This is a genomic window from Amycolatopsis sp. NPDC043885 (assembly GCF_056435685.1).
The window spans coordinates 11,707-35,886 of record NZ_JBWKEA010000008.1 but is presented as its reverse complement, the minus strand read 5'-3'; the positions used below and the strand labels follow the sequence as shown (position 1 = coordinate 35,886).

Below are 24,180 nucleotides of genomic sequence, written 5' to 3'. Positions count from 1 at the left end.
TCTTATACAAATGTATTATACAAATGTTCAAGACGCTTCGTAGCAAGGGAACGACGATGAATCGCTATGTCCTCGGCAACTTCGCCCCGGTCACCGAAGAGATCACCGCCTTCGATCTGCCCGTCACCGGGAAGCTCCCGGACGACCTCGACGGCCGCTACCTGCGTATCGGCCCGAACCCGCTCGGCATCGAAGACGCGTCGGCGCACATCTGGACCCTCGGGGAGGGCATGGTCCACGGCGTGCGCCTGCGCGACGGCCGCGCCGAGTGGTACCGCAACCGCTGGGTGCGGTCGGCCTCCGTGGCCGACCGGCTCGGGGAACCGCGGCGTGGGCAGGTCGCCGACGAGCGCCTCGACTTCGCGCCGAACGTCCAGGTCGCGGGACACGGCGGCCGCCTCTACGCGCTCATCGAAGGAGGCCTGGCCCCGTACGAGCTGACCGACGAACTCGACACCGTCGGGCCCGCCGCCCTCGGTGCGACGGAACAGGGTTTCTCCGCCAACGCGCACAGCAAGTACGACCACGCGACCGGCGAGCTGCATTCGCTGGCCTTCCGGTACGGCGCGGATTTCGTGCAGCACATCGTGATCGGCCCCGACGGGCGCAACCGGAGCGTCACTGACATCAAGGCGCCGACGCTGCCGTACATGCACGACTTCGCGCTCACCGAGCACTACGTGGTGTTCTACGAGTCCCCGATGGTCTTCGAGGCCGAACGTCTGGCGACGGGCGTGCCGTTCCACTGGAACCGGGAACTGCCGTCACGGCTGGGGCTGCTGCCGAGAGCGGGCGGGACGGTGCGGTGGTTCGAGACCGCGCCCGTCATGGTCGGTCACACCCTGAACGCCTTCGAGGACAACGGAACCGTGGTGGTGGACGTGGTCGTGCATCCCCGGCCGATCGACTTCGCCGACGTCGGCGCCTCGAAACCCGTGCTCGAACGCTGGACGGCGGACCTCACGGCCGACCGGGCCACGCGCACACTGCTGCACGGCCGCCCGCAGGACTTCCCTCGCCTCAACGGCCGGTTCGGCGGAAAGCCTTACCGCTACGGCTATTCGGCGGCGGCCGAGCTGTACGCCACGCCGAGCGCCACCGAACCGGACCGCCCCGACGAAGGCTTGAGCAGCGCTCTCCTCAAACACGACCTCCTGACCGGCGTCACCGAAGCCCACGAGTTCGGCCGCGACGCGAACGCGGGGGAGACCGTGTTCGTCCCGTCGGCCCGCGCGGCCGCGGAGGACGACGGCTACAACCTGGTCTACGTCCACGACCGCGACCGGGGTGCGGCGGATCTGGTGATCCTGGCGTCGCAGGACTTCACCGGCGAACCCCTGGCGAGGGTCCACCTGCCCACCCGTGTCCCGCTGGGACTGCACGGCAGCTGGATTCCCGCCGCCTGACTCCGGTGTGATGGCTAATCTGGAGCGATGCTGACCGGTGCGCGCGAGGTCGAGGTGTTCGAAGGGGCCCGTGGCCGGCTGGAGGCGATCGCGTATCGCCTGCTGGGGTCGGCGAGCGACGCGGAGGACGCGGTGCAGGACACTTTCCTGCGCTGGCAGTCCGCCGATCGCGAGTACGTCGAGACGCCGGAGGCGTGGCTGACGAAGGTGCTCACCAACCTCTGCCTCAACCGGCTCACCTCGGCGCGGGCCCGGCGGGAAACCTATGTGGGCCAATGGCTCCCCGAGCCGGTTTTCGCGGGGGACCGGATGCTCGGCCCGTCCGACACCGTCGAGCAGCGTGAATCGGTCTCCATCGCGATGCTCACGCTGATGGAGCGGCTCTCGGCCAAGGAGCGCGTCGTGTACGTGCTGCGCGAGGCGTTCGGGTACTCCCACGCCGAGATCGCCGAGGTCCTCGACGTCGCCGAGTCGAACTGCCAGCAGATCTACCGGCGGGCCAAGCAGCATCTGGCCGCCGACCGGCGCCGGGTGGAGGTCGACACGGCCGCGGCCCGCAAGATCGTCGAGGAGTTCCTCGCCGCGGCGCTCAGCGGCCGGACCGACGCGCTGGTGCGGATGCTGGCCGACGACGCGATCAGCGTGGGCGACGGTGGCGGTGTGCTCTTCTCGCTGCCGCGGCCGATCACCGGCGCGGTCCGGGTGGCGAGGTTCCTGCGCGGCCTCTTCAAGCCGAGCGCGGCCAAGTGGTCGTTGATCGGCGGCAAGCCCGAGCTGTTCTCCACCGTCGCCAACGGCGTGCCCGCGCTGGTGCTGACGGTGGAGGGCAGGCTCGTCGGCGTTGTCTCCTTGGAGGTCACCACCGACGGCATCACAGCGGTCCACGCCCAGGTGAACCCCGCGAAACTCGACCGCGCGGCGAGCCAGTGGGGCACCTCCTAGCACGGGGAACCGCTCACCGTCGCTTGGTGACCCGGATCACAGTCCGCCGCTGTCAGGTTTCGTGTCGCCGTCCGGTTCAGGAAGCGAACACCGACCGGACAGGAGTGAGACCATGAAGCACCGAATCGTCGTTCTCGGAGCCGGATACGCCGGAGCCAACGCCGCCGGGCGCCTTGCCAAGCGGCTGCACCCCGCCGACACCGAGATCACCCTCGTCAGCGCCGATCCCGAGTTCGTCGAGCGGGTCCGCATGCACCAGCTCGCGACCGGCCAGGACCTGAAACCCCGCCTGCTGACCGACGTCTTCGCGGGCACGGGCGTGCGGGTGCGGACGGCGCGGGTCACCACGGTCGACACCGAACGCAAGACCGTCGCCCTCGACGACGGCGAAATCGCCTACGACACGCTCGTCTACGCGCTCGGCAGCGCGGCCGCGGACCGCGGCGTTCCCGGCGTCGCGGAACACGCTCACCACATCGACGGCAAGGGTTCCGCGCTGCGGCTGCGTGACCGTCTCGCCGCCCTGGCGGCGGGCGGGACCGTGCTCGTCGTCGGCGGTGGACTGACCGGCATCGAAGCCGTCACGGAGATCGCGGAAGCGCGGCCGGATCTCGAAGTCTCCTTCGCGGTCCGCGGCGGCCTCGGCGCCTGGATGAGCGAGAAGGCCCAGCGTCATCTGCGCGGGACCTTCGAGAGGCTCGGCATTACCTTGTACGAGGACACCGACATCACACGTGTCGGGCCGGACGGGGCGATGACCGCGGCCGGCCGCGAGATTCCCGCCCAGGTGACCGTTTGGACGGCCGGTTTCGCCGTCCATCCCATCGCCGCCGCCACGACCCTGGACGTCTCCGCGACGGGACAGATCGTCGTGGACGACACGCTGCGGTCGGTCTCGCACGCGGACGTCTACGCCGTCGGCGACGCCGCGCTCGCGCCGGGCGTGAACGGCATGCCACTGCGCATGTCCTGCGCCTCGGGAGTTCCCACGGCTTACCGCGCGGCCGACGCCATCGTCGCCGTTCTGACCGGAGGCTCGCTCCCCGAGAACAAGATCGGGTACACCGGCCAGTGCGTCAGCCTCGGCCGCCGCGACGCCGTCGTGCAGTGGGTGACCCCGGACGACCGGCCCAAGGACTCGGCGCTCACCGGCAAGACGGCCGCACGCCTCAAGGAGATCATCTGCAAGGCCGCGGCCTGGAGCATCTCGCATCCGACGTCGATGCTTCCCGTGCGCCGCCGCCGGATCGTCCCGGCCCCAGCACCCGTCAGCGTGTGACACCCCGCCCCGCCGAACAAGGGAACGATCATGATCCTGATCACCGGAGCGAACGGCGTCGTGGGACGTCAGGTGATGAATGTGTTGCTGAACCAAGGAATCGACGTCGCCGCGGTCACGCGCGGCGACGGGTCCGGGCTTCCCGGCGACGTGGAAGCCGTTGCCGGGGACCTGTTTCGCCCTGGCTGGATCGAGACGGCCCTGGAAGGTGTCGAAGCGGTCCAGATCAGCCCGCGTGCCACCGGTCCCGGCCTCGAAGAGCTGCTGAAGCTCGCGGCCGAGCGAGGTGTACGGCGTGTGGTGCTGCTGTCGGCCACCACCGTGGAGTACCCGGCCGGGGAAGCCCGTTTCGCCGCACAGTTCCAGTACGCAGAAGACCTCGTCACGCGTTCAGGTCTGGAGTGGACGGTGCTGCGCCTGGCGGATTTCGCCGCCAACGCGCTGGCTTGGGCACCGCAGATCAAGGCGGGCGACGTGGTGCGCGGCGCGTACGGCCGGGCCGCCACGTCCCCGATCCACGAAACCGACATCGCCGCAGTGGCCGCGCGAGCACTTCGCGGCGATCTCCCGGCGGAGTCGGTGTACACGCTGACCGGCCCGGGATCGGTGGACCAGCACGAGAAGGTGCGGCTCATCGGTGCGGCCATCGATCGGCCACTGTCCTTCCAGGAGCTTCCACCCGAGCAGGTACGGCAGGGCATGCTCGCGCAGGGACTCCCCGAGGAAGTCCCCGCCCGCCTGCTCGGCTCCCTGGCCGACTACAGCGAGCGTCCCGGACCGACGACCACCACGGTGGAAGCACTCCTCGGCCGTCCGGCGCTCACGTTCGACGGCTGGGCGCGCGACAACGCGGCGGCTTTTCAGGCCCAGCCGATCTTTTCGTAGAACGGCGTGATCCAGGCCCCGAACCGTTCCCCGTGGGCCTCCTGAGCAGCGGCCACGACGCCGTCCGGATCCTCGGCCGGCGTCAAGCCGCGCTCCCGGAGCCACTCGACGAACAGCTCGTGCGAGCCGCTGTGGTCGTCGTCTTCCTCGCGGTAGTAGTAGGCCGAATCGTGGTCGACCATGATCTCGGCGTCGAAACCCAGCAGCCGCAGGAGATCCGTGAACTCGCGGGCGACGACGTGCTCACCACCTCGTCGCCGAAGACGACGACAGGCGACCGGGCGAGGTCCGTCTCGTCATCGGCTCGCCAGATCGCGTACGTCGAGCCGCTCCCGTTCGCCTGGGCGAAGGGGACCACCCGCGAGAGGAACTCGGGGTCGTCCAGTTCCTGGGGGAAGCGGCTTTTGTCGTCGTAGTCGTGCAGCTCGAAACCGTCGGCGAGGTAGTCGCGCGTCGAGTCGTAAAGGTCCTTCAGCTCGTTCAGGACCGGAATCGGTGAGTACACGCGGTCACTTTATTCCGCTCGGACTTCGGCGGCGTCGAGTGCGGGCGCGAGTGGTGCGAGTGCGGTGCGGAGCAGGTCGGGCAGTGAGCCGGACGGTACGACGAGCCCGCCGGCCGTGAGAGACGCGGCGCTCGGCTGGAGCCATCGCTGCAGCGCGATGCGCACCGCGGCGGTCACGCTCGCCGCGAGCACAAGGGCGATGTGCGGCGGGATGTCGCCCTGGCGTTGGGCGATCGCGTCGGCGAGGGGGAGTTCGAGCGCGCTGGTGGTGTCGGCGAAGGCGTCGCGCAGTGCTGGACGGGTGGTGATCAGCAGCAGCGCGTCGCGATGGTGTTCGCCCGGGTCGGTGTACTGCTCGACGATCGCTTCGATCACGGCGTCGGCGAGGCCGACTTCGGCGGGCCGGGCCACCACCGCCGCCGCGATCCGCGCTTCCCGATCGGCGGTGACGGCGGCGACGATGGCGTGCTCGCGGCTGGAGAAGTAGTTGTTGTAGGTCCGGGGCGAGACTCCGGCGGCTTCGGCGATGTCGTCGACGCGCACGTTCTCGGGACCACGCTCCAGGGCCAGCCGCAGCGCCGCCTCGCGCAAGGTCTTTCGGGTGGCCTGCTTCTTCTGATCGCGCAATCCGGTCCGCCGTGTCGTCACCGGCCGAGTATCCCAGCATACTTGCGCGAACGCAAACTTGCGCGCGCGCAAGTTTCTGCCTAGCCTCGGGCACCACATTCCGACACGAGAGGACCGAACCCATGCGTGCCAAAGGCATCGCCTACGACACCGGCTTTGTCCGGGGCGGCGAGAACTCCCGCGAGAACTTCGATCTCGACCTGGTGAAACGGGAGCTGGCCATCATCCGTGACGACCTGCACTGCAACGCCGTGCATCTCGTCGGCGGCGATCCGGAACGGCTGGAACAGGCCGCTCACCTCGCCGCCGAGCTCGGGCTGGAGGTCTGGTTCTCGCCCTACCCGCTGGAGCTGACGGCCCAGGAGATGCTGGCGTTGTTCACCGACAGCGCGCGGCGGGCGGAGCGGGTCCGGCGGACTGGAGCCGAAGTCGTGTTCGTCACCGGCGTCGAGCTGAGCCTCATGGACCACGGATTCCTGCCCGGTGACGACATCGCCGAGCGGCTCGAACGACTGTTCAGCATGCCGGAGAGCCTGGGTGAGCGAGTCGCCGAGGCGAGTGCGCGCCTCAACGACTTCCTCGAGGAGGTCGTGGCAACGGTCCGTGAGCGCTTTCACGGGAAGATCACTTACGCCTGCATCCCGTTCGAGCGGGTCGACTGGACCCTCTTCGACATCATGTCGGTCGAACTCATCCGGTCCGCGGAGGTGGCCGACCGGTTCCAGGAAGGGGTGCGCGCCCTTGTGGCGCAAGGAAAACCGCTCGCGATCACCGGCTTCGGCACGGCCACCTGGCGCGGCGCGGGCGACCTGGCGCCGCGCAGTATGGAGATCGTCGAGCACGACGAGATCGGCCGCCCGGTCCGGCTGAACGGGGAGTACGACCGCGACGAGGCCGGGCAGGCCAAGTACCTGCGCGAGCTGCTGGAGATCTTCGACGCCGAAGGTGTCGACGGCGCCTTCGTCTACCTTTTCGCGCTCTCCAACTACCCGCACCGTCCCGACGACCCTCGCCGTGACCTGGATCTGGCCAGTCTCGGCATCGTCAAAGTCCTCGAAGACCGCGACGGCGAAACCTATCCGGGCATGCCGTGGGAACCCAAGGCCGCGTTCGCGGCCCTCGCCGACTACTACCGCGGCTGAACACGGCGGCCCCGCTCCCTGGGGGAACGGGGCCGCCGGTCACGCGGTTATCTGACGTACACCGAGTAGCCGATGCCACCCGACTTGGCGCCGTCGGCCGTATTGCCCCGCACGTGGACCGAGTAGATACCTCGGTCCGGTGGGGTCCACGTCATCGTCCCCGCACCCGAACCGTCCGCCGGTACGGTGATCTCCTCGGTCACGGCACCCCGGTCGTTCCGGACGGAGTAGGTGTACGAGACGATGCCCGGCATACCCGGCGTGAAGGTGAACGTCCCCGGCACACCGGCACCGCCCGACCATGTGCTTTCCGGGTATTCCTTCGACGACACGTACGGCGCGCTCAATATGTTGAAGTAGTACGTTTTCTCCTGCGAGGAGACGTTGTCGGCGGTCACCGTACGCACCCGCAGGTTGTGGCCGGCCGAGCCGGCCGGTGGCAGCGGGGGAGTCCACGCCAGCACGGCGCGCCCGTTCTCGGCGGCCGTCCGCTGGAACGGACCCCAGTTGAACGAGTATTCGAACGCCACCGCGCCCGGCTGGCGGGCTTCGAACGTGAAGCTGCCGGGGAACACCCGCCCGTTCGCCTGGAACTCCTTCGAGGTCACCGTCGGATCGTTCGTCACCGTCCACGTGATGTTGCCCGTCGAGGACCACACGCCCGCCGTGTTCCTCGCGCGCACCAGCATCTCGTAGTCGCCGATCCTCGGCGGGGTGTAGCTCACCGTCGCGGTGTTCCCGCTGACCGGCACGGTCCACCTGGTCGCCGGGTCCGCCGCCGGCCAGTACTCGAACTCCACGGCGTTCGGCATCGGGGTGGTGAACGTGAACGTGACGGCTCTGCCCTCCGTCCCGATGTCGCCCACGTAGCCGATCGTGGGTCGCCAGGTGTTGAGCCACAACCGTTTCTCCGTCACCGGGGACAGCTCGCCGGACGCGTCGCGGGCCTGGACCCGCAGCAGGTTCTGGTCGGCCGAGGCGAATTCGACCGGCAGCGCGGCGGTTCCGTCGGCGTTCGCCTTGACCGTCCACTTCGTACTCTCGGCACTCGCGAACCAGTAGTCGTACTCGACGACGTGCGGCATTCTCGGTTTCGCCGTGTACGTGACCGACGTGCCCAGGTCGACGTTTTCGGGCCCGCTCACCACCGGTGACGCGTCGACGAGGAATCGGTACTCCCGTTCCGGCGACTTCACGCCCGACGTGTCGGTGCTGCGCACGAACAGCACGTGATCACCACCGGTGGCCGGCGTGATCGTCACCTCGGCGACGCCGTCCTGGCCCGCCGTGACCGTGGCGGACGCGCCGTCGTCCAGCCGGTAGCCGTACGCCACGACGTTCGGCATCCCCGGCGCGAACCGGAACACGCCCGGCACGCCGATGCCGCCGTCCGGGCCGCCCTGCGGCGGGTAGCGGTCGGACGTGACCGTCGGCCGCGTCTCCTTGACGATGAACGAGTAGTAGGTGCTGAGCGAGAGGTTGCCAGCCCGGTCCCACGCCCGCACGACCACCGACTGCCAGCCGTTGGCCGTCGGCGTGAAGCTGACCGTGCCCGTGCCATCGGGGCCCGCGGCGATCTCCCGCGTCCCCGCGCCGAAGTTGTAGTCGTACCGCACGACGTCGGTGGAACCGTTGGGGGAGAAGGTGAACTCGCCCGCCACACCGACCCCGCCGCCCTCGGCGCCTGCCGGGTACGTCGCGGAGACGACGGCAGGCGCGTTCGGATCCGTGCGGTCGACGGTGAACCGGCACGGGGCAGTCGTGGACGACTTCGCCCCCCAGCTGTCCTGTGCGTACACCTCCCACGCGTAGGTACCGTCGGCGAGGCCCGAGGTGTCCGGGTACGCCGCGGCGGGATTGCCCGACCCGGTACCCGTGTGCCGTTGCGCCGGGTCCGCCACCGGCCACCACGTGAACCGCCCGTACGTGGGGTCGCCGTCCGGGTCGGATATCTGTGCGCTCAGCTTCGCCTGGTCGCTCACCAGCGCGCCGGCGCCGTCCTTGGCACAGGGTTCGTCATTGGTGCGCAGGTCGGTCGGCGTCGCGGGCGGAGCGTTGTCGACCACCCGCAGCGTCGCCGGGGCCTTGATCATCCGATAGAACGCCGGGTCCGCCTCGTGGGCTTCGGCGACGCGGAAGCCCAGTGTGAGGTGACGGACCTTGTGTTCGATCGCGTCCCGCACCGCGGTGGTGACGTCGAACGTGGCGTCGTTGTCGATGCAGGTGCCATCGGCACCCCTGGACGCCACCCGTGTCCGCTCCGCCGGGCGGCTCTGCCAGGTCGATTGCTTGGTGTAGGCGGAGGTCCGCCACACCTCGGTGGCGCGGCCGTCACAGCCGACGTAGTGCGTCTCGCCTGCCGACAGCAGCACCGTCGTGAACGGCACACCCCGCAACGAGCGCAGGTCGAAATTCACGTAGGAGCGTTGAAGGTGCGGTGTGCTGTCCCCGGTGCCGATCGGCAGGTTGCCGGATGGCTTGAAGTAGGCGGTGGTCGGTGTCGCCGAGTCGACGTAACCCCAGGACGTCGCGGACAGCGTCGCCTCTGAACGCTGTTGATCAGTGGTCGCCGCTGCCGCCATCCCGCCATCGGTGACGGTGAGCGCGATGGCGAGCGCGACAGCGGGCAACGTCAGTGATCTTCGTAAGGTCATGCTGGCCCTCCCCTTGAGGCATGCACGACGTACACGCCTCAAGGGGAGGGTTGGTTGCCCCTCGTCCTAAGCCGTCGGGCGGCCGGCCCCGGCGTAGTCGTCGCCCTGCTTCCGGTAGGTGTGCACCTGTACCGCCTGCCCGGTCTGCGGGGCGTCGATCATCTGCTGGTTCCCGATGTACAGCCCGACGTGGTGGATCTTCGTGTTCGGTTCGCCGTAGAAGATCAGGTCGCCCAGCTGGGGATCGGTCACCTTGTCCACGCTGTGGTACTGCGTGTGGGCGGTGCGCATGAGCTTGACGCCGGCGCTGGCGTACGCGGCCGTCGTCAGGCCGGAGCAGTCGAAACCGGGGTCGCTGCCACCGGTGCCGTTGCCACCCCAGACGTAGGGCAGCCCGATCTTGTCGATGGCGAAGTTGACCGCGCTCAAGGCCGCCGCGTTCGGCGGCTGCGGGCTCTGGCCGACCGTGCCGTAGACGTTCACCGTCGCGAGCGTGCGGTGCATCAGCAGCGGCGCGGGCTGCAGCGTGCTGACGGCGTTCCACCACGTCTGACCCTGGCCGAGGTCGCGGCCGCCCGCGCACAGGGCACGCCCGGCGGTGAGCGTGGCGTCGTCGATGTTCTGCGGGTTCGGTTTGCCGCCCGTCGCCGACGCCTGGAACCGGTCCCACACCGACGGCGTCAGCTGCAGCGGGCCGCTCGCGTTCGCGGACGAGACGACCTTGTTGTAGAAGTCGCGGACCTCGATCGCGCCGAGCGGCTTGGTCAGCACGCCGTCGGCGTTCAGCCCCGAACCGGTGGCGCGGCCGTGATCGGACGCGATCTTCCCGAGCGCGGCCAGCGTCACCCAGGAAAGACGGCACCCCGGCGTTTCCTTGCTCAGCGCGACGGTGGTCTTCGCGTACCCGGTCATCGCGCGCAGCGGGATGTCGAGCCAGCCGCTGGTCTTCGACACCCAGGCGTCGAACTCCTGCCCCATCTGCTGGGGGACCTTCGGCTGTTCCTTCGGCATTTCCGCCGGGGCGGACGACGGCGACGGCGGCGCGGGCGGGGCCGAGGACTGGACGGCGGCGGCCTCCGTCTTCGGCTCTTCCTTCGGGGCGAAGGTGATGGCGGCGACCAGGGCGGCGCCCGCGACGACGACGGCGGCGATGATCACCGGGAGTCTGCGGCGGCGGGAGGTTTCCTGTTCCATCACCGGCCCCCGGTGATCCGGCCGAGGACGAACTCGCGGAAGGCGTCGACGTCGGTGGTCAGCGCGACGTCGATGGTGCGGCCCGGCACGGCCTGCGGATCGGTGCTTCGTAGCCTTCGCCGGTCTACCAGTGTCGCGCCGCGCGCGGGGCCGAAGCCGCACTCGACGTCCACGGGGTACGACTCGAGGTCGAGGACGCCCGGCCGGATCGCTTCGGCCACCGCGACCGCGTCGTGCATGACCATCCCCGGCATGCCGAGGATCGGGGTGTAGTGCTTCACGTACGTCGGGGTCAGCGCTTCGAGTGCCGCGCCGAGCGGGCCGGACGCGGCGAGTTTGCCCAGCCAGTCCGTGTCGACCGAGCATTGGTGCGTGATGTCCAGCGGGACCAGCACCGTCGGGATGTCCTCGTCGACCAGCACCCGGCGCGCGGCCTCGGGGTCGCTCCAGATGTTGAACTCGGCCGCCGTGGTGGAGTTCCCCTTGGTCACCCCGCCGCCCATGACGACGATCCGGCCGATCTTCTCGCGGATGCCCGGATGGGCCGCCAGCAGCAGCGCGATATTCGTCAGCGGGCCGATCGGGGCGATGGTCACCGGCTCGTCGGCGGCTTCCAGCAGATCCACCAGCAGCCGGACGGCGCCGCGTTCGTCGAGCGGGCGCTTCGCCTCCGGCAGCGTCCCGGCGTGGCCGGAAAGGCCGTCCTGGCCGTGGACGTACCCGGCGGGCTTGGCGTTGTCGTACACCAGCGGCCGTGCGGCGCCGGCGGCGACCGGGACGTCGTCGCGGCCGAAGAGCTGCAGCAGGCGGCGGGCGTTGGCGGTGGTGTGGCTCAGCGGGACGTTGCCGAACACCGTGGTCACGCCGAGGAGGTCGACGTCCTCGGATTGCGTGGCCAGCGCCAGCGCGAAGGCGTCGTCGACCCCCGGGTCGGTGTCGATGATCAGCTTGGTGCCCATGCGCGTGCTCCCCTTTGCGGTCGGCGGCCTGAACACAGGTTACGGTCACCGGTATGACGTCCATGTGGGGTGCGCCCGCGCTGTCGCGGCTCCGCGCCTGGGGCCAGGCCCGTCGTGATCCGCGTCAGGCGAAGTTCCTGACCAAGGATTCGCTGCGCTGGGTGCTGCGAAACCGCGCGTACACGCCTTGGTACCTGGTCCGCTACTGGCGGCTGCTGAAGTTCCGGATCGCGAACCCGCACATCATCCTGCGGGGGATGGTGTTCCTCGGCAAGGACGTCGAGATCCACTGCCGCCCCGGCTACGGGCGGCTGGAGATCGGCCGCTGGGTGCACATCGGCGACGGCAACGCGATCCGCTGCCACGAGGGTTCGCTGCGCATCGGCGACAAGGCGGTGTTCGGGCGGCAGAACGTCCTCAACGGCTACCTCGACATCGAGCTCGGCGCGGCCACGCTCGTCGCGGACTGGGTGTACATCTGCGACTTCGACCACGTCACCACCGACATCACCGTCCCGATCAAGGACCAGGGCATCGTGAAGTCGCCGGTGCGGATCGGGCCGGACACCTGGATCGGCACCAAGGTCTCGGTGCTCAAGGGCACCCGGGTCGGCCGCGGCTGCGTCCTCGGCGCGCACGCCGTGGTGCGGGGCGAGATCCCGGACTACTCGATCGCCGTCGGTTCGCCGGCGCGCGTGGTGCGGAACCGGCAGGACGACTACGCCGCCGACGCCGCTCGCCGCGAAGCCGTCGCCGACATGGCGCGCAAGGCGAACAAGGCGCTGCAGAAGACCCTGGGCGTCGACTCGTAACTCGCGTGATCAAAGGCGTAACTCGCGTGCTCAGAGGCGGATCTCGCGTGCTCAGAGGCGTGACACGTGAGTTACGCCTCCAAGCACGCGAGTGCGGTGTCCAAGCACGCGAGTGCGGGCTTTGGTCACGCGAGTTACGCGAAACTAGCCGCGCAGTTGCTCCCGGACCTCCATGAGCGCGAAGCCCAGGAGGTTCTGCCCGCGCCAGTAGTCGGGGCGCGTGGCGTTCTTGTCCTCGCGGGCGAGGCCGCTGCCCCAGACCAGGTCCATCCTGGAGGCCTCGACGATCACCTTGTCGCCCGTGGCCAGCAGGAACTCACGCTCTTCGGCGTGCTGGCGGAACTTCTCGAGGTTGCCGTCGATGACGATGTCGAAGCGGTGCCGCTCCCAGACCTCGGCGTCGAAACCGGTGACCTCGCGGCCGAGGATCTTGGCGGTTTTGGGGTCCGGCGCCCGACGGATGTTCGCCGCGGCCTCGTGATCGCCGAACAGTTCCGCCTTGCTCGCCATCATGAAGTGCTCGGCCGTCGGGTAGCGCTCGCCGTTCACCACGAACGGTGCCAGCCACCACTGGCTCAGGCAGGCCGCGTTGACCCGGCCGCTTTTGAGCGGGGTGTGGCCGTAGAAGAGCTGGTACTCGGGCTCCGCGCCGCTGTGGACCAGCTCGCGCAACGCATCGAGACTCCGGACTCCGTCGACCTTGCTCACCATGGCGACCAGTGGACCACAGGCCACCGACACCTTTCGCAGTGGCCCACCACGGAAGTTCAGACCAGGAAGTGGAACAGCGGGCTGCCCGGCTCCACCCGCTCGACCTGCAGCGGGCTCACCTCCAGCCGATGCAGCAGCCCCTCCAGGTCACCGGCCCGCGCGAGTTCGATGCCGATCAGCGCCGGGCCGGTCTCGCGGCTGTTGCGTTTCACGTACTCGAACCGCGTGATGTCGTCGTCCGGCCCGAGGACCTCGTCGAGGAACCGCCGCAGCGCGCCGGGCTCCTGCGGGAAACCCACCAGGAAGTAGTGCTTCAGCCCTTCGTGGATCAGCGACCGTTCGAGCACTTCGCCGTAGCGGCTGACGTCGTTGTTGCCGCCGGAGACGACGCACACCACGATCTGCCCGGGATCGATCTTCACCGTCGTGCCCAGCGCGGCGGTCGCGAGCGCGCCTGCGGGCTCGGCGATCACGCCGTCGGACTGGTACATCGCGAGCATTTCCGTGCAGATCGCGCCCTCGGCGACGTCGGTGAGCTCGACCCCGCCGTCACGGACCAGCGGGTACGTCACCGCTCCGGCCTGCGCGACCGCCGCGCCGTCCACGAAGGTGTCGACGCTTTCGAGCCGCACCGGCTCACCGGCCGCCAGCGCGGCCGCCATGCAGGTCGCGCCCGCCGGTTCGACGCCGACGATCCGCATCTCCGGCGCCCGTTCCGCGGCCCACGCGGCGATCCCCGCGAGCAGCCCGCCCCCGCCGACCGGCACCACCATCACGTCCGGGATGAACCCGAGCTGCGCGACGACCTCCATCGCGACCGTGCCCTGACCGGCCACCGTCTCCGGCGCGTCGAAGGCGGGGACCAGCGTCGCGCCGGTGCTCTCCGCGTCCTGCTTCGCGGTGGTGAAGGCGTCTTCGTAGGTCTCTCCGACGACTATGACTTCGATATGTGAGCCGCCCAGTGTCGCGATCCGCTCGCGCTTCTGCCGGGGAGTCGTGCCGGGAACGTAGACGCGGCCGTTCGCGCCGAGCCGGCGGCACGCGTACGCGACGCCCTGCGCGTGATTGCCCGCGCTCGCGCAGACGACGCCGCGCTCCCGGTGCTCCGCGTCGAGCTGGACGATGAAGTTGTACGCGCCGCGGATCTTGTACGAGCGCACGGTCTGCAGGTCTTCGCGTTTGAGCCAGACCCGGGCGTCGACCCGCGCCGAGAGCCGCTCGTTCGGTTCGAGCGGCGTGCGGGTCACCACCCCGGCCAATCGCTTGGCGGCCTCTTCGACCGTTCGGGCGCTCACCGTTTCGATCCCTTGCACGAATGCTGAATGTACTGACCGGCCCCGGCCACGACGGAGAGACGTCCGCTTTCCGCCTGGGCCGGTGCAACCGAACCGGGCACGGCGACCGTCTCCCGGTCATGACGGCGTTCACCCGGTCCCTCGCGCTCGGCCTGGTCATACTGCTCGCGGCCTGCGGAGCGGAACCCACCCGTGAGGAACTTCCGGCGCCGCTGCCCGTCACCCAGCAGGTGACGCCCGGCACGGCAGCGGCGGTCAAGGCGGCCGGCGGTTTCGGGCTTGACCTGCTCACCGCGCCGGCGCTGGCGGGCGGGGCGAACCTGGTGCTGTCCCCGGCGAGCGTGTCCACCGCGCTGCAAATGGTCGGCGCGGGCGCGAAGGGCGACACCGCCATGCAGATCCGGAAGGTGCTGCGACTTCCCGGAGACGGATCTCCCGTTCCGCCGGTCGCCGGTCACGAGGACCTGAAGGTGTCGAACACCGCCTGGATCCAGCGAGGGCTCGGGATCAAGCCCGGATACCGGGACGTTTTGCGCGACCGGTTCGGTGCGGCGACGAGCGAGGAGGACTTCGCCGCCGACCCCGGCGGCGCCCGCGACCGGATCAACCGGACGGTGGCGGACCAGACCGAGGGGAGGATCCCTGACCTTTTCCCGGAGACGGCGATCACCGACGAAACCAGGCTCGTCCTCGCCAACGCCCTGTACCTGAAAGTGCCCTGGGCGCGGGAGTTCCCCCGCGACCGGACGGCGGACGCGCCGTTCACCCGGGCCGACGGGTCGACGGTGACCGTCCCGATGATGCGTACCGCGCCGGAGGTTCAGTTGGGCTACGCCGAAGGGCCGGGCTACCAGGCGGTCACACTGCCTTACCGCGGCGGGCGGCTGGCCTTCACCGTGATCGTGCCCGCGGCGATCGACGCCTTGCGCGGCAAGGGAATCGCCGCGCTGCTCGGCGAGATCCGGCCGGCCACCGTGGACCTGGCCATGCCCAGGTTCACCGTCAGGTCCGCGCTGGACCTGACGGCGCCGCTCAAGGAGGCGGGCATGCCCTCGGCGTTCGAACCCGGCGCCGACTTCAGCGGCATCACCGACGAAGCCCGGCTGCGGATCGCTTCCGTGCAGCACAAGACCTTCGTCCAGGTCGACGAGGAGGGCACCGAGGCCGCGGCGGCCACGGGCGTCGATGCCCGCGCCGTGTCCGCGGAGGTGCCGCGCACCGTGACCGTCGACCGCCCGTTCCTCTTCGTCATCACCGACACGGCCACCGGGGCGCCGTTGTTCCTCGGCAGGATCGGCGACCCGGCGGCGTGACCGGCCGACGGCTAGCGGAAAGCGGCCAAATGCGTGCGTGCCCAGGTCGCGAACGGCCGCGGCTCCCGTCCCGTGAGGTCCTGGACGGCACCCGTGACCGCCGAGTCGTCGAACTCGCCCTCCGCGAAGAAACGGAAGAAGGCGTCGACGTACTTCTCCGGCATCTCCGCGCTCATCGTCACGCGGGCCTCGGCGTCCGAAAGCGGTTCCAGCCGTAGCTCCCGTCCGAGCAGTTCACTCAGGACACGGAGCCGGTCGGCGGGCCGGAGCGAACCCGGCCCGGTGATGGCGTACGCGAGCCCCTCGTGTCCCGGCGTGGTCAGTGACTCCGCGGCGACGGCGGCGATGTCGTACGGGTCGATCGTCGCCACCGGGACGTTCGCGAACGGCTCGCGGACGACGTCCCCGGCGCGAAGCTGCGGGACCCACTGCAGCGAGTTCGACATGAACCCGCTCGGCCGCAGAAACGTCCACGCCAGCTTCGAAGCGCGCACCGCCGCCTCGGCCGCCATGTGCATTCCCGCGACGGCGTTGTCCGCGTGCCCGCCGACGACCGAACGGGACGACAGCAGCGTGACGTGCTCGACGCCCGCGTCCCGCATCACCGCCAGCGCGCCGGGCATGTCCTCGTAGCCGCCGAGCAGGAAGACCGCCCGGACACCGGCCAACGCCGGTTTCAGGCTCGCCGGCTCGTCGAGATCTCCCGTCACTCCTTCGACGCCGTCCGGCAACGGCCGCGGCGTGCGGACCAGCGCTCTGACGGGATGCCCGCCACGCGCCAGGATTCCGGTCAGTTCCGAGCCGACGTTGCCGCCTGCCCCGGTCACCAAGATCATTATTTTCTCCCCCAGTGCGGTGGCCGCCGTCACAGGCCGCGGCCGTCGTCGGTCACCCTGCCAGGGAGATCAGGGCGGCTCAAGGCGACTTGGGCACCGCCGGGTACGGGACGAAGGTGCTCGTGTTCTCGTCGACGGTCAGCTGTTTGCCGATCGTCGGGAACGCGCGCTGCGAGCAGGCCGGGCGTTCGCAGACTTTGCACCCCATGCCGATCGGGGTGGCCGCGGCCCGGTCGTCGAGGTCGAGCCCGGTCGAGTAGATCAGCCGTTTCGCGTGCCGCAGTTCGCAGCCGAGGCCGACGGTGAACGTCTTGCCGGGGCTGCCGTAGCCGCCGATGTTGCGGGACACCGTCCGCGCGACCCAGAAGTAGCTCTTCCCGTCGGGAAGGGTCGCGATCTGGGTGAGGATCTTGCCGGGCTGGGCGAACGCCTCGTAGATGTTCCACAGAGGACACGCGCCGCCGACGCGGGAGAAGTGGAAACCCGCGGCGGACTGGCGTTTCGACATGTTCCCCGCCCGGTCGACCCGCACGAACGAGAACGGCACGCCGCGGTTCTTCGGACGCTGCAACGTCGAGAGCCGGTGGCAGACGGTCTCGAAGCCGACGCCGAAGTGGTCGCACAGCCGCTCGATGTCGTAGCGGAAGCGTTCCGCGCTCGCCAGGAACGGTCCATAGGGGAGGATCAGCGCGCCCGCGAAGTAGTTCGCGAGCCCGACGCGGGCCAGCGAACGCGCGGCCGGCCCGGAGAACGCCCACGAGTCGGCGAGCTCGGTGATCAGGTCGTCGTATTCCAGCAACGCGATCTGCGAGGCCATCCGGAACGCCTGCTGCCCGACGCGCAGGCTAGGCGCCAGCCGCAGCACTCGCGGCCCCGGTTCGTACCGGTGCTGTTCGCCGTTGGTCTCGTCGATGCCCTCGTTCGTGACGTCGACGCCGTAGCGCTGGATCAGGGTCTCCTTCAGCGCCGCGAGCACCTGGCCACGCTGCAGGGGGATGTCGTGTGCCATCCGTTCGGCGCGTTCGTCCAGCTCGGCGACGTAGTTCTCCCGTTCGTAGAAGAAGTCGCGGACCTCTTCGTGCGGCAGGGCGGTCGCGGCGCTGCCGTGCAGGCCGAGGCCGTTTTCCATGGTCAGCGCGGCGGTGTTCTCCACGGCGTTGCGGTAGCTGCGGTGCAGTTTGACCAGGGCCTGGGCGATCGTCGGCAGGTTCGTGGCGAGGTCGTTGAGCTCGCTGTTCGTGACGTCCACGCCGAGGACCTCGTCGAGCAGCGCCTCTTTCACATCGGCCACCAGCCGGGCGGTGTCGTTGTTCGCGAAGAACTCGGTGTCCACACCGAACGCCTGCGTGATGCGAAGGAGCACCGGGACGGTCAGCGGACGCGAGTTGTGCTCGATCTGATTGAGGTAACTGGGTGAGATCTCCAGCACACGAGCGAGATCCGCCTGGCTCATCGACCGGCTTTCGCGCAGATGCCGCAGCTTCGCTCCGGCGAAGGTTTTGTCCACTGAGGCCTCTCTGTCCGCAAGGTTTCCGGGCCTGAACGATTCAGTGAACGGTCAAGCCCGTGGATTTTGCCCCGGCTTGCGAATCTGCGATTCGCAACCTTTGCAAGATGCTACGGAAGCTTCGCAGAAATTGGCAAATTGGAGGCCTGGATCGGATTTCCCCAGTCATGTCAGGGTCGGATCAGGAAAGGCGATCACTCGCAAACTTCGCAACACCGGGAGAATCCGATGACTCAGCACGCGCAGCAGCTGGAGCAGGCGGCCGCCGAACTGGCCAAGCAGTGGGAGACCGACCCCCGCTGGGCGGGCGTGAAGCGTTCGTACTCCGCGGCTGACGTGGTCAAGCTGCGCGGCAGCGTGGTCGAGGAGCACACGCTCGCTCGCCGCGGCGCCGAGAAGCTGTGGGACCTCCTGCACAACGAGGACTACGTCCACTCGCTGGGCGCACTGACCGGTAACCAGGCGGTGCAGCAGGTCCGCGCCGGCCTGAAGGCCATCTACCTGTCGGGCTGGCAGGTCGCCGCCGACGCCAACCTCTCCGGCCAGACCTACCCGGACCAGAGCCTCTACCCGGCCAACTCGGTGCCCGCCGTCGTCCGTCGCATCAACAACGCGCTGGGCCGCGCCGACCAGATCAACTGGGCCGAGGGCAACACCGACATCGACTGGTACGCCCCGATCGTCGCCGACGCCGAGGCCGGCTTCGGTGGCCCGCTCAACGCCTTCGAGCTGATGAAGGGCATGATCGCCGCCGGTGCCGCGGGTGTGCACTGGGAGGACCAGCTCGCGTCCGAGAAGAAGTGTGGTCACCTCGGCGGCAAGGTGCTGATCCCGACCAAGCAGCACGAGCGCACGCTGAACGCCGCCCGCCTCGCCGCGGACGTGCTGAACGTGCCGTCGCTGATCGTCGCCCGCACCGACGCACAGGCCGCCACGCTGATCACCAGCGACGTCGACGAGCGTGACCGCAAGTACGTCACCGGCGAGCGCACCGCCGAGGGCTTCTACAACGTCACCAACGGCATCGACCCCTGCATCGACCGCGGTCTCGCCTACGCCGAGTACGCCGACCTGCTGTGGATGGAGACCTCCAAGCCGGACCTCGAGGTCGCCCGTCAGTTCGCCGAGGCGATCAAGGCCAAGTACCCGGACCAGATGCTGGCCTACAACTGCTCGCCGTCGTTCAACTGGAAGAAGCACCTGGACGACGCGACGATCGCGAAGTTCCAGCGCGAGCTCGGCCACATGGGCTACAAGTTCCAGTTCATCACCCTGGCGGGCTTCCACGCCCTGAACTACTCGATGTTCGACCTGGCGCACGGTTACGCCCGCGAGGGCATGACCGCCTACGTCGACCTGCAGGAGCGCGAGTTCGCTTCGGAGGACCGCGGTTACACCGCCACGAAGCACCAGCGCGAGGTCGGCACCGGCTGGTTCGACAACGTCGCGACCGCGCTGAACCCGGAGAGCTCGACCACCGCGCTCGCCGGTTCCACCGAGGCCGAGCAGTTCTGATCCCTCGCAAGTAGGTGCCAGGTGGCGGTCTCTCGACTCCCAGGGGAGACCGCCACCTCCCATCCCCTTCAATCTCTCGCGAAGCCCCAGCGGAGGCACACCATGGTTGAGAAGCTGAACTACCGGATCGACGTCTGCGGACCCGCCGGTGACCGGTTCGACGAGATCCTCACCCCGGCCGCACTGGACTTCGTGGCCAAACTGGACAACGCGTTCGCCGGCCGCCGCCGCGAGCTGCTCGACGCCCGCCGTCTGCGCCGCGAGAAGCTCCAGTCCGGTGAGGAGCCGCTGGGCTTCCTGCCCGAGACGCGTGCCATCCGCGACGACAGCAGCTGGTCGGTCGCCCCGGCCGCGCCCGGTCTCGAAGACCGCCGCGTCGAGATCACCGGCCCGACCGACCGCAAGATGACGGTCAACGCGCTGAACTCCGGCGCGAAGGTCTGGCTCGCCGACTTCGAGGACGCGACCTCGCCGACCTGGCACAACGTCATCGACGGCCAGCTCAACCTGTTCGACGCGATCCGCCGCAACATCGACTTCACCACCGAGGCGGGCAAGCGCTACACGATCGGCGAAGAGCCCGCGACGATCGTCGCCCGCCCCCGCGGCTGGCACCTGGTGGAGAAGCACATCCGCATCGACGGCCGCCCGGTCTCGGCGAGCCTGGTCGACTTCGGCCTCTACTTCTTCCACAACGCGCGCCAGCTGCTGGCCCGCGGCAGCGGCCCGTACTTCTACCTGCCGAAGCTCGAGAACCACCTCGAAGCGCGGCTGTGGAACGACGTCTTCCTGCTGGCGCAACGGGAACTCGGCATCCCGCGCGGTTCCGTCCGGGCCACCGTGCTGATCGAGACGATCACCGCCGCGTTCGAGATGGAGGAGATCCTCTACGAACTGCGCGAGCACGTCTCCGGGCTGAACGCCGGCCGCTGGGACTACATCTTCAGCGTCATCAAGAACTTCTCCTCGCACGGCGCGGACTTCGTGCTGCCTGACCGCGCGCAGGTGACGATGACCGTCCCGTTCATGCGGGCCTACACCGAACTGCTGGTGCGCACCTGCCACAAGCGCGGGGCGCACGCCATCGGCGGCATGGCCGCGTTCATCCCGAGCAAGGACCCGGAGATCAACGCGACCGCGCTCGAGAAGGTCCGTCAGGACAAGGAACGCGAGGCGAACGACGGTTTCGACGGCTCGTGGGTCGCGCATCCCGGTCTCGTCCCGGTCTGCCGCGAGGTGTTCGACGAGGTGCTCGGCGGCTGGCCCAACCAGCTCGGCAAGCTCCGTGAGGACGTCGTCGTCACCGCCGAGGACCTGCTCGACGTCGCCAGCGCGGGCGGCGAGGTCACCGAAGCCGGTGTCCGCGCCAACATCAACGTCGCGCTGCGCTACATCGACGCGTGGCTGCGCGGTACGGGCGCGGCGGCGATCCACAACCTGATGGAGGACGCCGCCACCGCCGAGATCGCCCGCTGCCAGGTGTGGCAGTGGATCCGCAACGGCACGAAGCTCGAAGACGGCACCGCGCTCACCCGCGAGCTGGCCGTGTCCTATTTGGACGAAGAGCTGGCGTCGGTGCGGGCCGAGCTGGGCGAGGGCAACCGGCTCGGCGACGCCTACGAGATCTTCACCGAGACCGCGCTGGGCGAGAAGCTGCCGAGCTTCCTCACCACCGGCGCGTACGCGCGATACCTGACCGCGCGGTGACGCAGGCTCCGGCCGCCTCTACCTGACGCGGGGCGGCCGGGTTCCACACCGGTTTGGGACGGTGTGGCCCAACGGGTCCGGTGGCGGCGGCTCCCCGCCACCGGACCCGCTTCACGCGCGCGCCCCTCCGGTAGCGCTGTCGGGCGTGCGCTTCGCCGCGGAGGCCCCGTCCTCACCACACCACCGTGGACGGGGCCTCCGCGGCCTTCCGCCGTGCGCGAAAGCGGCGGCGAGGGATCCTCGGGCAGGTCACGATCGCGGGATGACGATCCTGAAGTTCAGCGGCGAGGTCGCCGAGTTCTATCAGCGCTACCGCCGCGGCTACCCCGTCGAAGTCTTCGACAAGCTGGTGGCGGAATTCGGGCTGTCCACCGAGGACACGGCACTGGACCTCGGCTGCGGCACCGGTCAGCTGACCCGGCCGCTCGCCGCCAGGACCCGCTCGGTCATCGGGATGGATCCCGAACCGGACATGCTCGCCCAAGCCAGGAAAGTGGCGTCCGGGCTCACCAACGTGAACTGGCTCGTCGGTGCCGACAGCGACGTTCCGGCGCTGCGAACGTTGCTGGGGCGGGACGGTCTCGGCGCGGTCACGATCGGACAGGCCCTGCACTGGATGGACCACGCGACCTTGTTCCCCGCGCTCCGTTCGCTGCTGCGGCCCGGCGGCGGGGTCGCCGTGCTCACCAACGGGGCGCCGATGTGGCTGCACGAGAGTTCGTGGTCGAAGGCGTTGCGCGAATACCTTTCCGGCTGGCTCGGTCAGCCGCTCGTGCGTACCTGCGGGGCCGAACAAGAGGAACAGGACCGGTACCGCGCGAGCCTGGAGGCCGCCGGTTTCACCACCGGTTCGCGCGTGGTGGAGTACGAGGACGAAATCGACCTGGAGTTCGTCATCGGCGCGGTCTACTCCGCGACCCCGGAGGACAGGTTGCCGAAGCCGGCCGAGCGCGCCGGATTCGAGGAGCGGCTGAGCGCTGCCATTTCCCCGTACGCGCCGTTCGTGGAGCCGGTTCAGGTACGGATGCTGACCGGCAGAAAGGGATGAACCGGTCACGGACCGCGAATAGGTAGGGATACGTAGTGATTCCCCCGTTGTTTCGGCGGCGGGTCGCGCGGATGCTCGGCGCCGGGTGGGAATTCCGCCCGTTTCCCCGAGGAGCCACCATGAAGAAGCAGTTGAGGACCCTCTTGGCCGCGACCTTCGCCGTCCTCGCCGTCGCCCTCGCCGCCCCGGCGGTGTCCGCTTCGGCCGGGGTCTCGGTGCAGCCGGGCTGTGTTCGGCCCTGCCACTTCTGATCTTCGTCACCTAGAGCAGCCCCGGGGGTCGCGCCCCTCGCGACCCGCGACGCTCGTGAAGGGGGATCCGGGTCCCCCGACGTCCCGGATTCCCCTTCGCCCCGCGCCACCGCCGCAAAGCGGCTGCTCGGCCGAAGTAACTCGCCCTTCACACCTTTCCCAAGTACATGAAGGGGTCCTTCACGTACTTCGAGCGGCGCGAAGGGCATCAGGACAGCTTGGGCCGGGGTCGTGGGTGGCGATTCGGGTGAGAACACGAATCGCCACTCACGACCCACACGCGCGTCCGCGATTAGTCCTCTGAATGCGTCGAGCGATCAGGGCTCGAAGGCGTTCCCGGTCGCGATCTTCGGCCGCCCCAGTTCCACCGGCTCCCCGGCGCGAGCCCGCCGGTAGACCGCGACGGTCGCTTCGGCGATCCGCCCCCAGTCGAAGTCCGCGGCCAGGCGCGACTGCGCGCTCAGCGCGCGGCGGGCGGCCGCGACCTCGTCGTCCAGCACCGCTTCGACGGCGTCCCCGAGGGCGTCGACGTCGCCGGGGCTGAACGCCAGGCCGGTCTCGCCGTCGACGACGACCTCGCCGAGCCCGCCCGCGGTCGAAGCGACCAGCGGCGCCTTCGCGGCGGCCGCCTCCAGGGCGACGATCCCGAACGGCTCGTAGCGGCTGGGCAGCACGACGGCGTCGGCCGCGGCCAGTACGGCGCGCAGTTCGCGGTCGGACAGGTGCCCGACGAAGTCCACCGCGCGGCGGACGCGCAGCTTGCGGGCCTGGTCGACCAGTTCCTCCAGATGCCGTCCCTTGCCGGCGACCACCAGCCGCGTCCCCGGTTTGGCGCGGCGGATCCGGGGGAGCGCGGCGAGCAGGTCCTGCACGCCCTTCTCCCATTCCAACCGTCCGAAGTAGAGCAGCAGGGGCGCGCCGGAGGGGCTGTAGACCTCGCGCGCGTGCGCGACCTCCTCCGCGGGCACCTGCCAGGTGCGTTCCTCGATGCCGTTGTGGATCACGGTGACCGCGTCACCGTCGACCTCGAACAGATGCGCCACCTCGCGGCGCATGGCCTGCGAACAGGTGATCAGCGCGTCCGAGCGGTTCGCGAGCCACCACTCGACCGAGTGAACCTGCTGGTTCAGCGGATGCGAGAGCCAGCCGGAGTGCCGCCCGGCCTCGGTGGCGTGGATCGTGCCGACCAGCGGCACCCGCGCGGCCTCCGCGATCGCGATCGCGGGGTGGGTGACCAGCCAGTCGTGCGCGTGCACCACGTCCGGCTGCCAGGTGCGCAGCAGGTCGGTGGCGGCGCGGACCATCGCGTGCCCCATGGCCAGCGTCCACGCGACGAGGTCCCGTTCGAAGGTCACGTGCATCGGGTCTTCGGCGACCCGGATGATCCGGACGCCCTCGACCACGCGATCGGTCCTGGGGTGGGTCTCGGCGTCGGTGCCCGCCGTGTGACGGCACAGGACGACCACGTCGTGCCCCTGCCGGGCGAGATGCCGGGCCAGGGCGTGGACGTGCCGTGCGAGTCCGCCGACGACCACGGGTGGGTACTCCCACGACAACATCAGCACGCGCATGGGTGGAGGTTACTCGTGAGT

The 24,180-nt window shown here is 69.5% G+C and carries 22 protein-coding genes; 12 read left to right on the top strand and 10 right to left on the bottom strand.

What is annotated here, in order from left to right; translation table 11 throughout:
* The first annotated feature begins 56 nt into the window (after nt 1-56).
* The 4 genes from AC069I_RS23190 (at nt 57) to AC069I_RS23175 (ending at nt 4,512) form a co-directional block, all read left to right on the top strand.
* The gene (locus tag AC069I_RS23190) at nt 57-1,406 is read left to right on the top strand and encodes a carotenoid oxygenase family protein (protein ID WP_478266387.1); all 1,350 of its coding nucleotides are present in this window, start codon (nt 57-59) and stop codon (nt 1,404-1,406) included.
* A gap of 27 nt (nt 1,407-1,433) precedes the next feature.
* On the top strand, nt 1,434-2,348 hold the full coding sequence (locus AC069I_RS23185; protein WP_478266386.1) for an RNA polymerase sigma-70 factor: 915 nt from the start codon (nt 1,434-1,436) through the stop codon (nt 2,346-2,348).
* A 112-nt stretch (nt 2,349-2,460) separates the two neighbouring features.
* Nucleotides 2,461-3,627 carry an NAD(P)/FAD-dependent oxidoreductase gene (locus AC069I_RS23180; protein ID WP_478266385.1) on the top strand — a complete coding sequence of 389 codons (1,167 nt, stop codon included), beginning with the start codon at nt 2,461-2,463 and terminating at the stop codon, nt 3,625-3,627.
* A 30-nt stretch (nt 3,628-3,657) separates the two neighbouring features.
* Nucleotides 3,658-4,512 (top strand): NAD(P)H-binding protein, encoded by an 855-nt coding sequence (locus tag AC069I_RS23175; protein WP_478266384.1) that lies wholly within the window; start codon nt 3,658-3,660, stop codon nt 4,510-4,512.
* Here the strand turns inward: AC069I_RS23175 and AC069I_RS23170 are convergent.
* Nucleotides 4,488-4,694, bottom strand: coding sequence for a hypothetical protein (locus AC069I_RS23170; protein ID WP_478266383.1), 207 nt, complete (start codon nt 4,692-4,694; stop codon nt 4,488-4,490). The genes AC069I_RS23175 and AC069I_RS23170 overlap by 25 nt on opposite strands.
* On the opposite strand from AC069I_RS23170, the gene AC069I_RS23165 reads away from it, so the two are divergent.
* Nucleotides 4,683-4,928, top strand: a complete 246-nt coding sequence (locus tag AC069I_RS23165; protein ID WP_478266382.1) for a hypothetical protein — start codon at nt 4,683-4,685, stop codon at nt 4,926-4,928. The two genes, AC069I_RS23170 and AC069I_RS23165, sit on opposite strands and share 12 nt — an antisense overlap.
* A 98-nt stretch (nt 4,929-5,026) precedes the next feature.
* Here AC069I_RS23165 and AC069I_RS23160 read toward each other — a convergent pair whose 3' ends face one another.
* Nucleotides 5,027-5,665 carry a TetR/AcrR family transcriptional regulator gene (locus AC069I_RS23160; RefSeq protein WP_478266381.1) on the bottom strand — a complete coding sequence of 213 codons (639 nt, stop codon included), beginning with the start codon at nt 5,663-5,665 and terminating at the stop codon, nt 5,027-5,029.
* Nucleotides 5,666-5,766: 101 nt separating this feature from the next.
* On the opposite strand from AC069I_RS23160, the gene AC069I_RS23155 reads away from it, so the two are divergent.
* On the top strand, nt 5,767-6,786 hold the full coding sequence (locus AC069I_RS23155; RefSeq protein ID WP_478228491.1) for a hypothetical protein: 1,020 nt from the start codon (nt 5,767-5,769) through the stop codon (nt 6,784-6,786).
* Between the two features lie 47 nt (nt 6,787-6,833).
* On the opposite strand, the gene AC069I_RS23150 is transcribed toward AC069I_RS23155, so the two are convergent.
* The 3 genes from AC069I_RS23150 to AC069I_RS23140 form a co-directional block, all read right to left on the bottom strand.
* Complete coding sequence (locus tag AC069I_RS23150; protein WP_478266380.1) at nt 6,834-9,440, bottom strand: hypothetical protein; 2,607 nt, start codon at nt 9,438-9,440, stop codon at nt 6,834-6,836.
* Nucleotides 9,441-9,506: 66 nt separating this feature from the next.
* A complete protein-coding gene (locus tag AC069I_RS23145) occupies nt 9,507-10,634 on the bottom strand; it encodes a C40 family peptidase (protein WP_478266379.1) in 1,128 nt (375 codons plus the stop codon).
* Nucleotides 10,634-11,593 carry a nucleoside hydrolase gene (locus tag AC069I_RS23140; protein WP_478228488.1) on the bottom strand — a complete coding sequence of 320 codons (960 nt, stop codon included), beginning with the start codon at nt 11,591-11,593 and terminating at the stop codon, nt 10,634-10,636. The genes AC069I_RS23145 and AC069I_RS23140 overlap by 1 nt, the downstream gene beginning before the upstream one ends.
* Nucleotides 11,594-11,646: 53 nt before the next feature.
* Here AC069I_RS23140 and AC069I_RS23135 point away from each other — a divergent pair, with 53 nt between their 5' ends.
* Nucleotides 11,647-12,405: an acyltransferase gene (locus tag AC069I_RS23135; protein WP_007031648.1), complete on the top strand. Its 759-nt coding sequence runs from the start codon at nt 11,647-11,649 to the stop codon at nt 12,403-12,405.
* A gap of 144 nt (nt 12,406-12,549) precedes the next feature.
* Here AC069I_RS23135 and AC069I_RS23130 read toward each other — a convergent pair whose 3' ends face one another.
* Both AC069I_RS23130 and ilvA read right to left on the bottom strand, forming a co-directional pair.
* Nucleotides 12,550-13,116: an NADAR family protein gene (locus tag AC069I_RS23130; protein ID WP_478228487.1), complete on the bottom strand. Its 567-nt coding sequence runs from the start codon at nt 13,114-13,116 to the stop codon at nt 12,550-12,552.
* 56 nt (nt 13,117-13,172) lie between these two features.
* A complete protein-coding gene (ilvA, locus tag AC069I_RS23125; protein ID WP_478266378.1) occupies nt 13,173-14,429 on the bottom strand; it encodes a threonine ammonia-lyase IlvA in 1,257 nt (418 codons plus the stop codon).
* A 2-nt stretch (nt 14,430-14,431) separates the two neighbouring features.
* Here ilvA and AC069I_RS23120 point away from each other — a divergent pair, with 2 nt between their 5' ends.
* On the top strand, nt 14,432-15,724 hold the full coding sequence (locus tag AC069I_RS23120) for a serpin family protein (RefSeq protein ID WP_478228485.1): 1,293 nt from the start codon (nt 14,432-14,434) through the stop codon (nt 15,722-15,724).
* Between the two features lie 11 nt (nt 15,725-15,735).
* On the opposite strand, the gene AC069I_RS23115 is transcribed toward AC069I_RS23120, so the two are convergent.
* Together AC069I_RS23115 and AC069I_RS23110 are read right to left on the bottom strand one after the other, a co-directional pair.
* Complete coding sequence (locus AC069I_RS23115; RefSeq protein ID WP_478231685.1) at nt 15,736-16,560, bottom strand: NAD(P)H-binding protein; 825 nt, start codon at nt 16,558-16,560, stop codon at nt 15,736-15,738.
* A 79-nt stretch (nt 16,561-16,639) separates the two neighbouring features.
* Complete coding sequence (locus AC069I_RS23110; RefSeq protein WP_340683536.1) at nt 16,640-18,067, bottom strand: short-chain fatty acyl-CoA regulator family protein; 1,428 nt, start codon at nt 18,065-18,067, stop codon at nt 16,640-16,642.
* A gap of 228 nt (nt 18,068-18,295) precedes the next feature.
* On the opposite strand from AC069I_RS23110, the gene aceA reads away from it, so the two are divergent.
* From aceA to AC069I_RS23090, 4 genes are all read left to right on the top strand, one after another.
* A complete protein-coding gene (gene aceA / locus AC069I_RS23105) occupies nt 18,296-19,582 on the top strand; it encodes an isocitrate lyase (RefSeq protein WP_072030536.1) in 1,287 nt (428 codons plus the stop codon).
* Nucleotides 19,583-19,684: 102 nt separating this feature from the next.
* Nucleotides 19,685-21,289 carry a malate synthase A gene (aceB, locus tag AC069I_RS23100; RefSeq protein ID WP_478228483.1) on the top strand — a complete coding sequence of 535 codons (1,605 nt, stop codon included), beginning with the start codon at nt 19,685-19,687 and terminating at the stop codon, nt 21,287-21,289.
* A gap of 262 nt (nt 21,290-21,551) precedes the next feature.
* Entirely contained in the window at nt 21,552-22,337 is a 786-nt protein-coding gene (locus AC069I_RS23095) for a class I SAM-dependent methyltransferase (RefSeq protein WP_478266377.1), read from the top strand.
* A 119-nt stretch (nt 22,338-22,456) separates the two neighbouring features.
* A complete protein-coding gene (locus tag AC069I_RS23090; protein ID WP_478231683.1) occupies nt 22,457-22,588 on the top strand; it encodes a hypothetical protein in 132 nt (43 codons plus the stop codon).
* A gap of 317 nt (nt 22,589-22,905) precedes the next feature.
* On the opposite strand, the gene AC069I_RS23085 is transcribed toward AC069I_RS23090, so the two are convergent.
* Nucleotides 22,906-24,159: a glycosyltransferase family 4 protein gene (locus AC069I_RS23085; protein ID WP_478231682.1), complete on the bottom strand. Its 1,254-nt coding sequence runs from the start codon at nt 24,157-24,159 to the stop codon at nt 22,906-22,908.
* Nucleotides 24,160-24,180 lie beyond the last annotated feature (21 nt).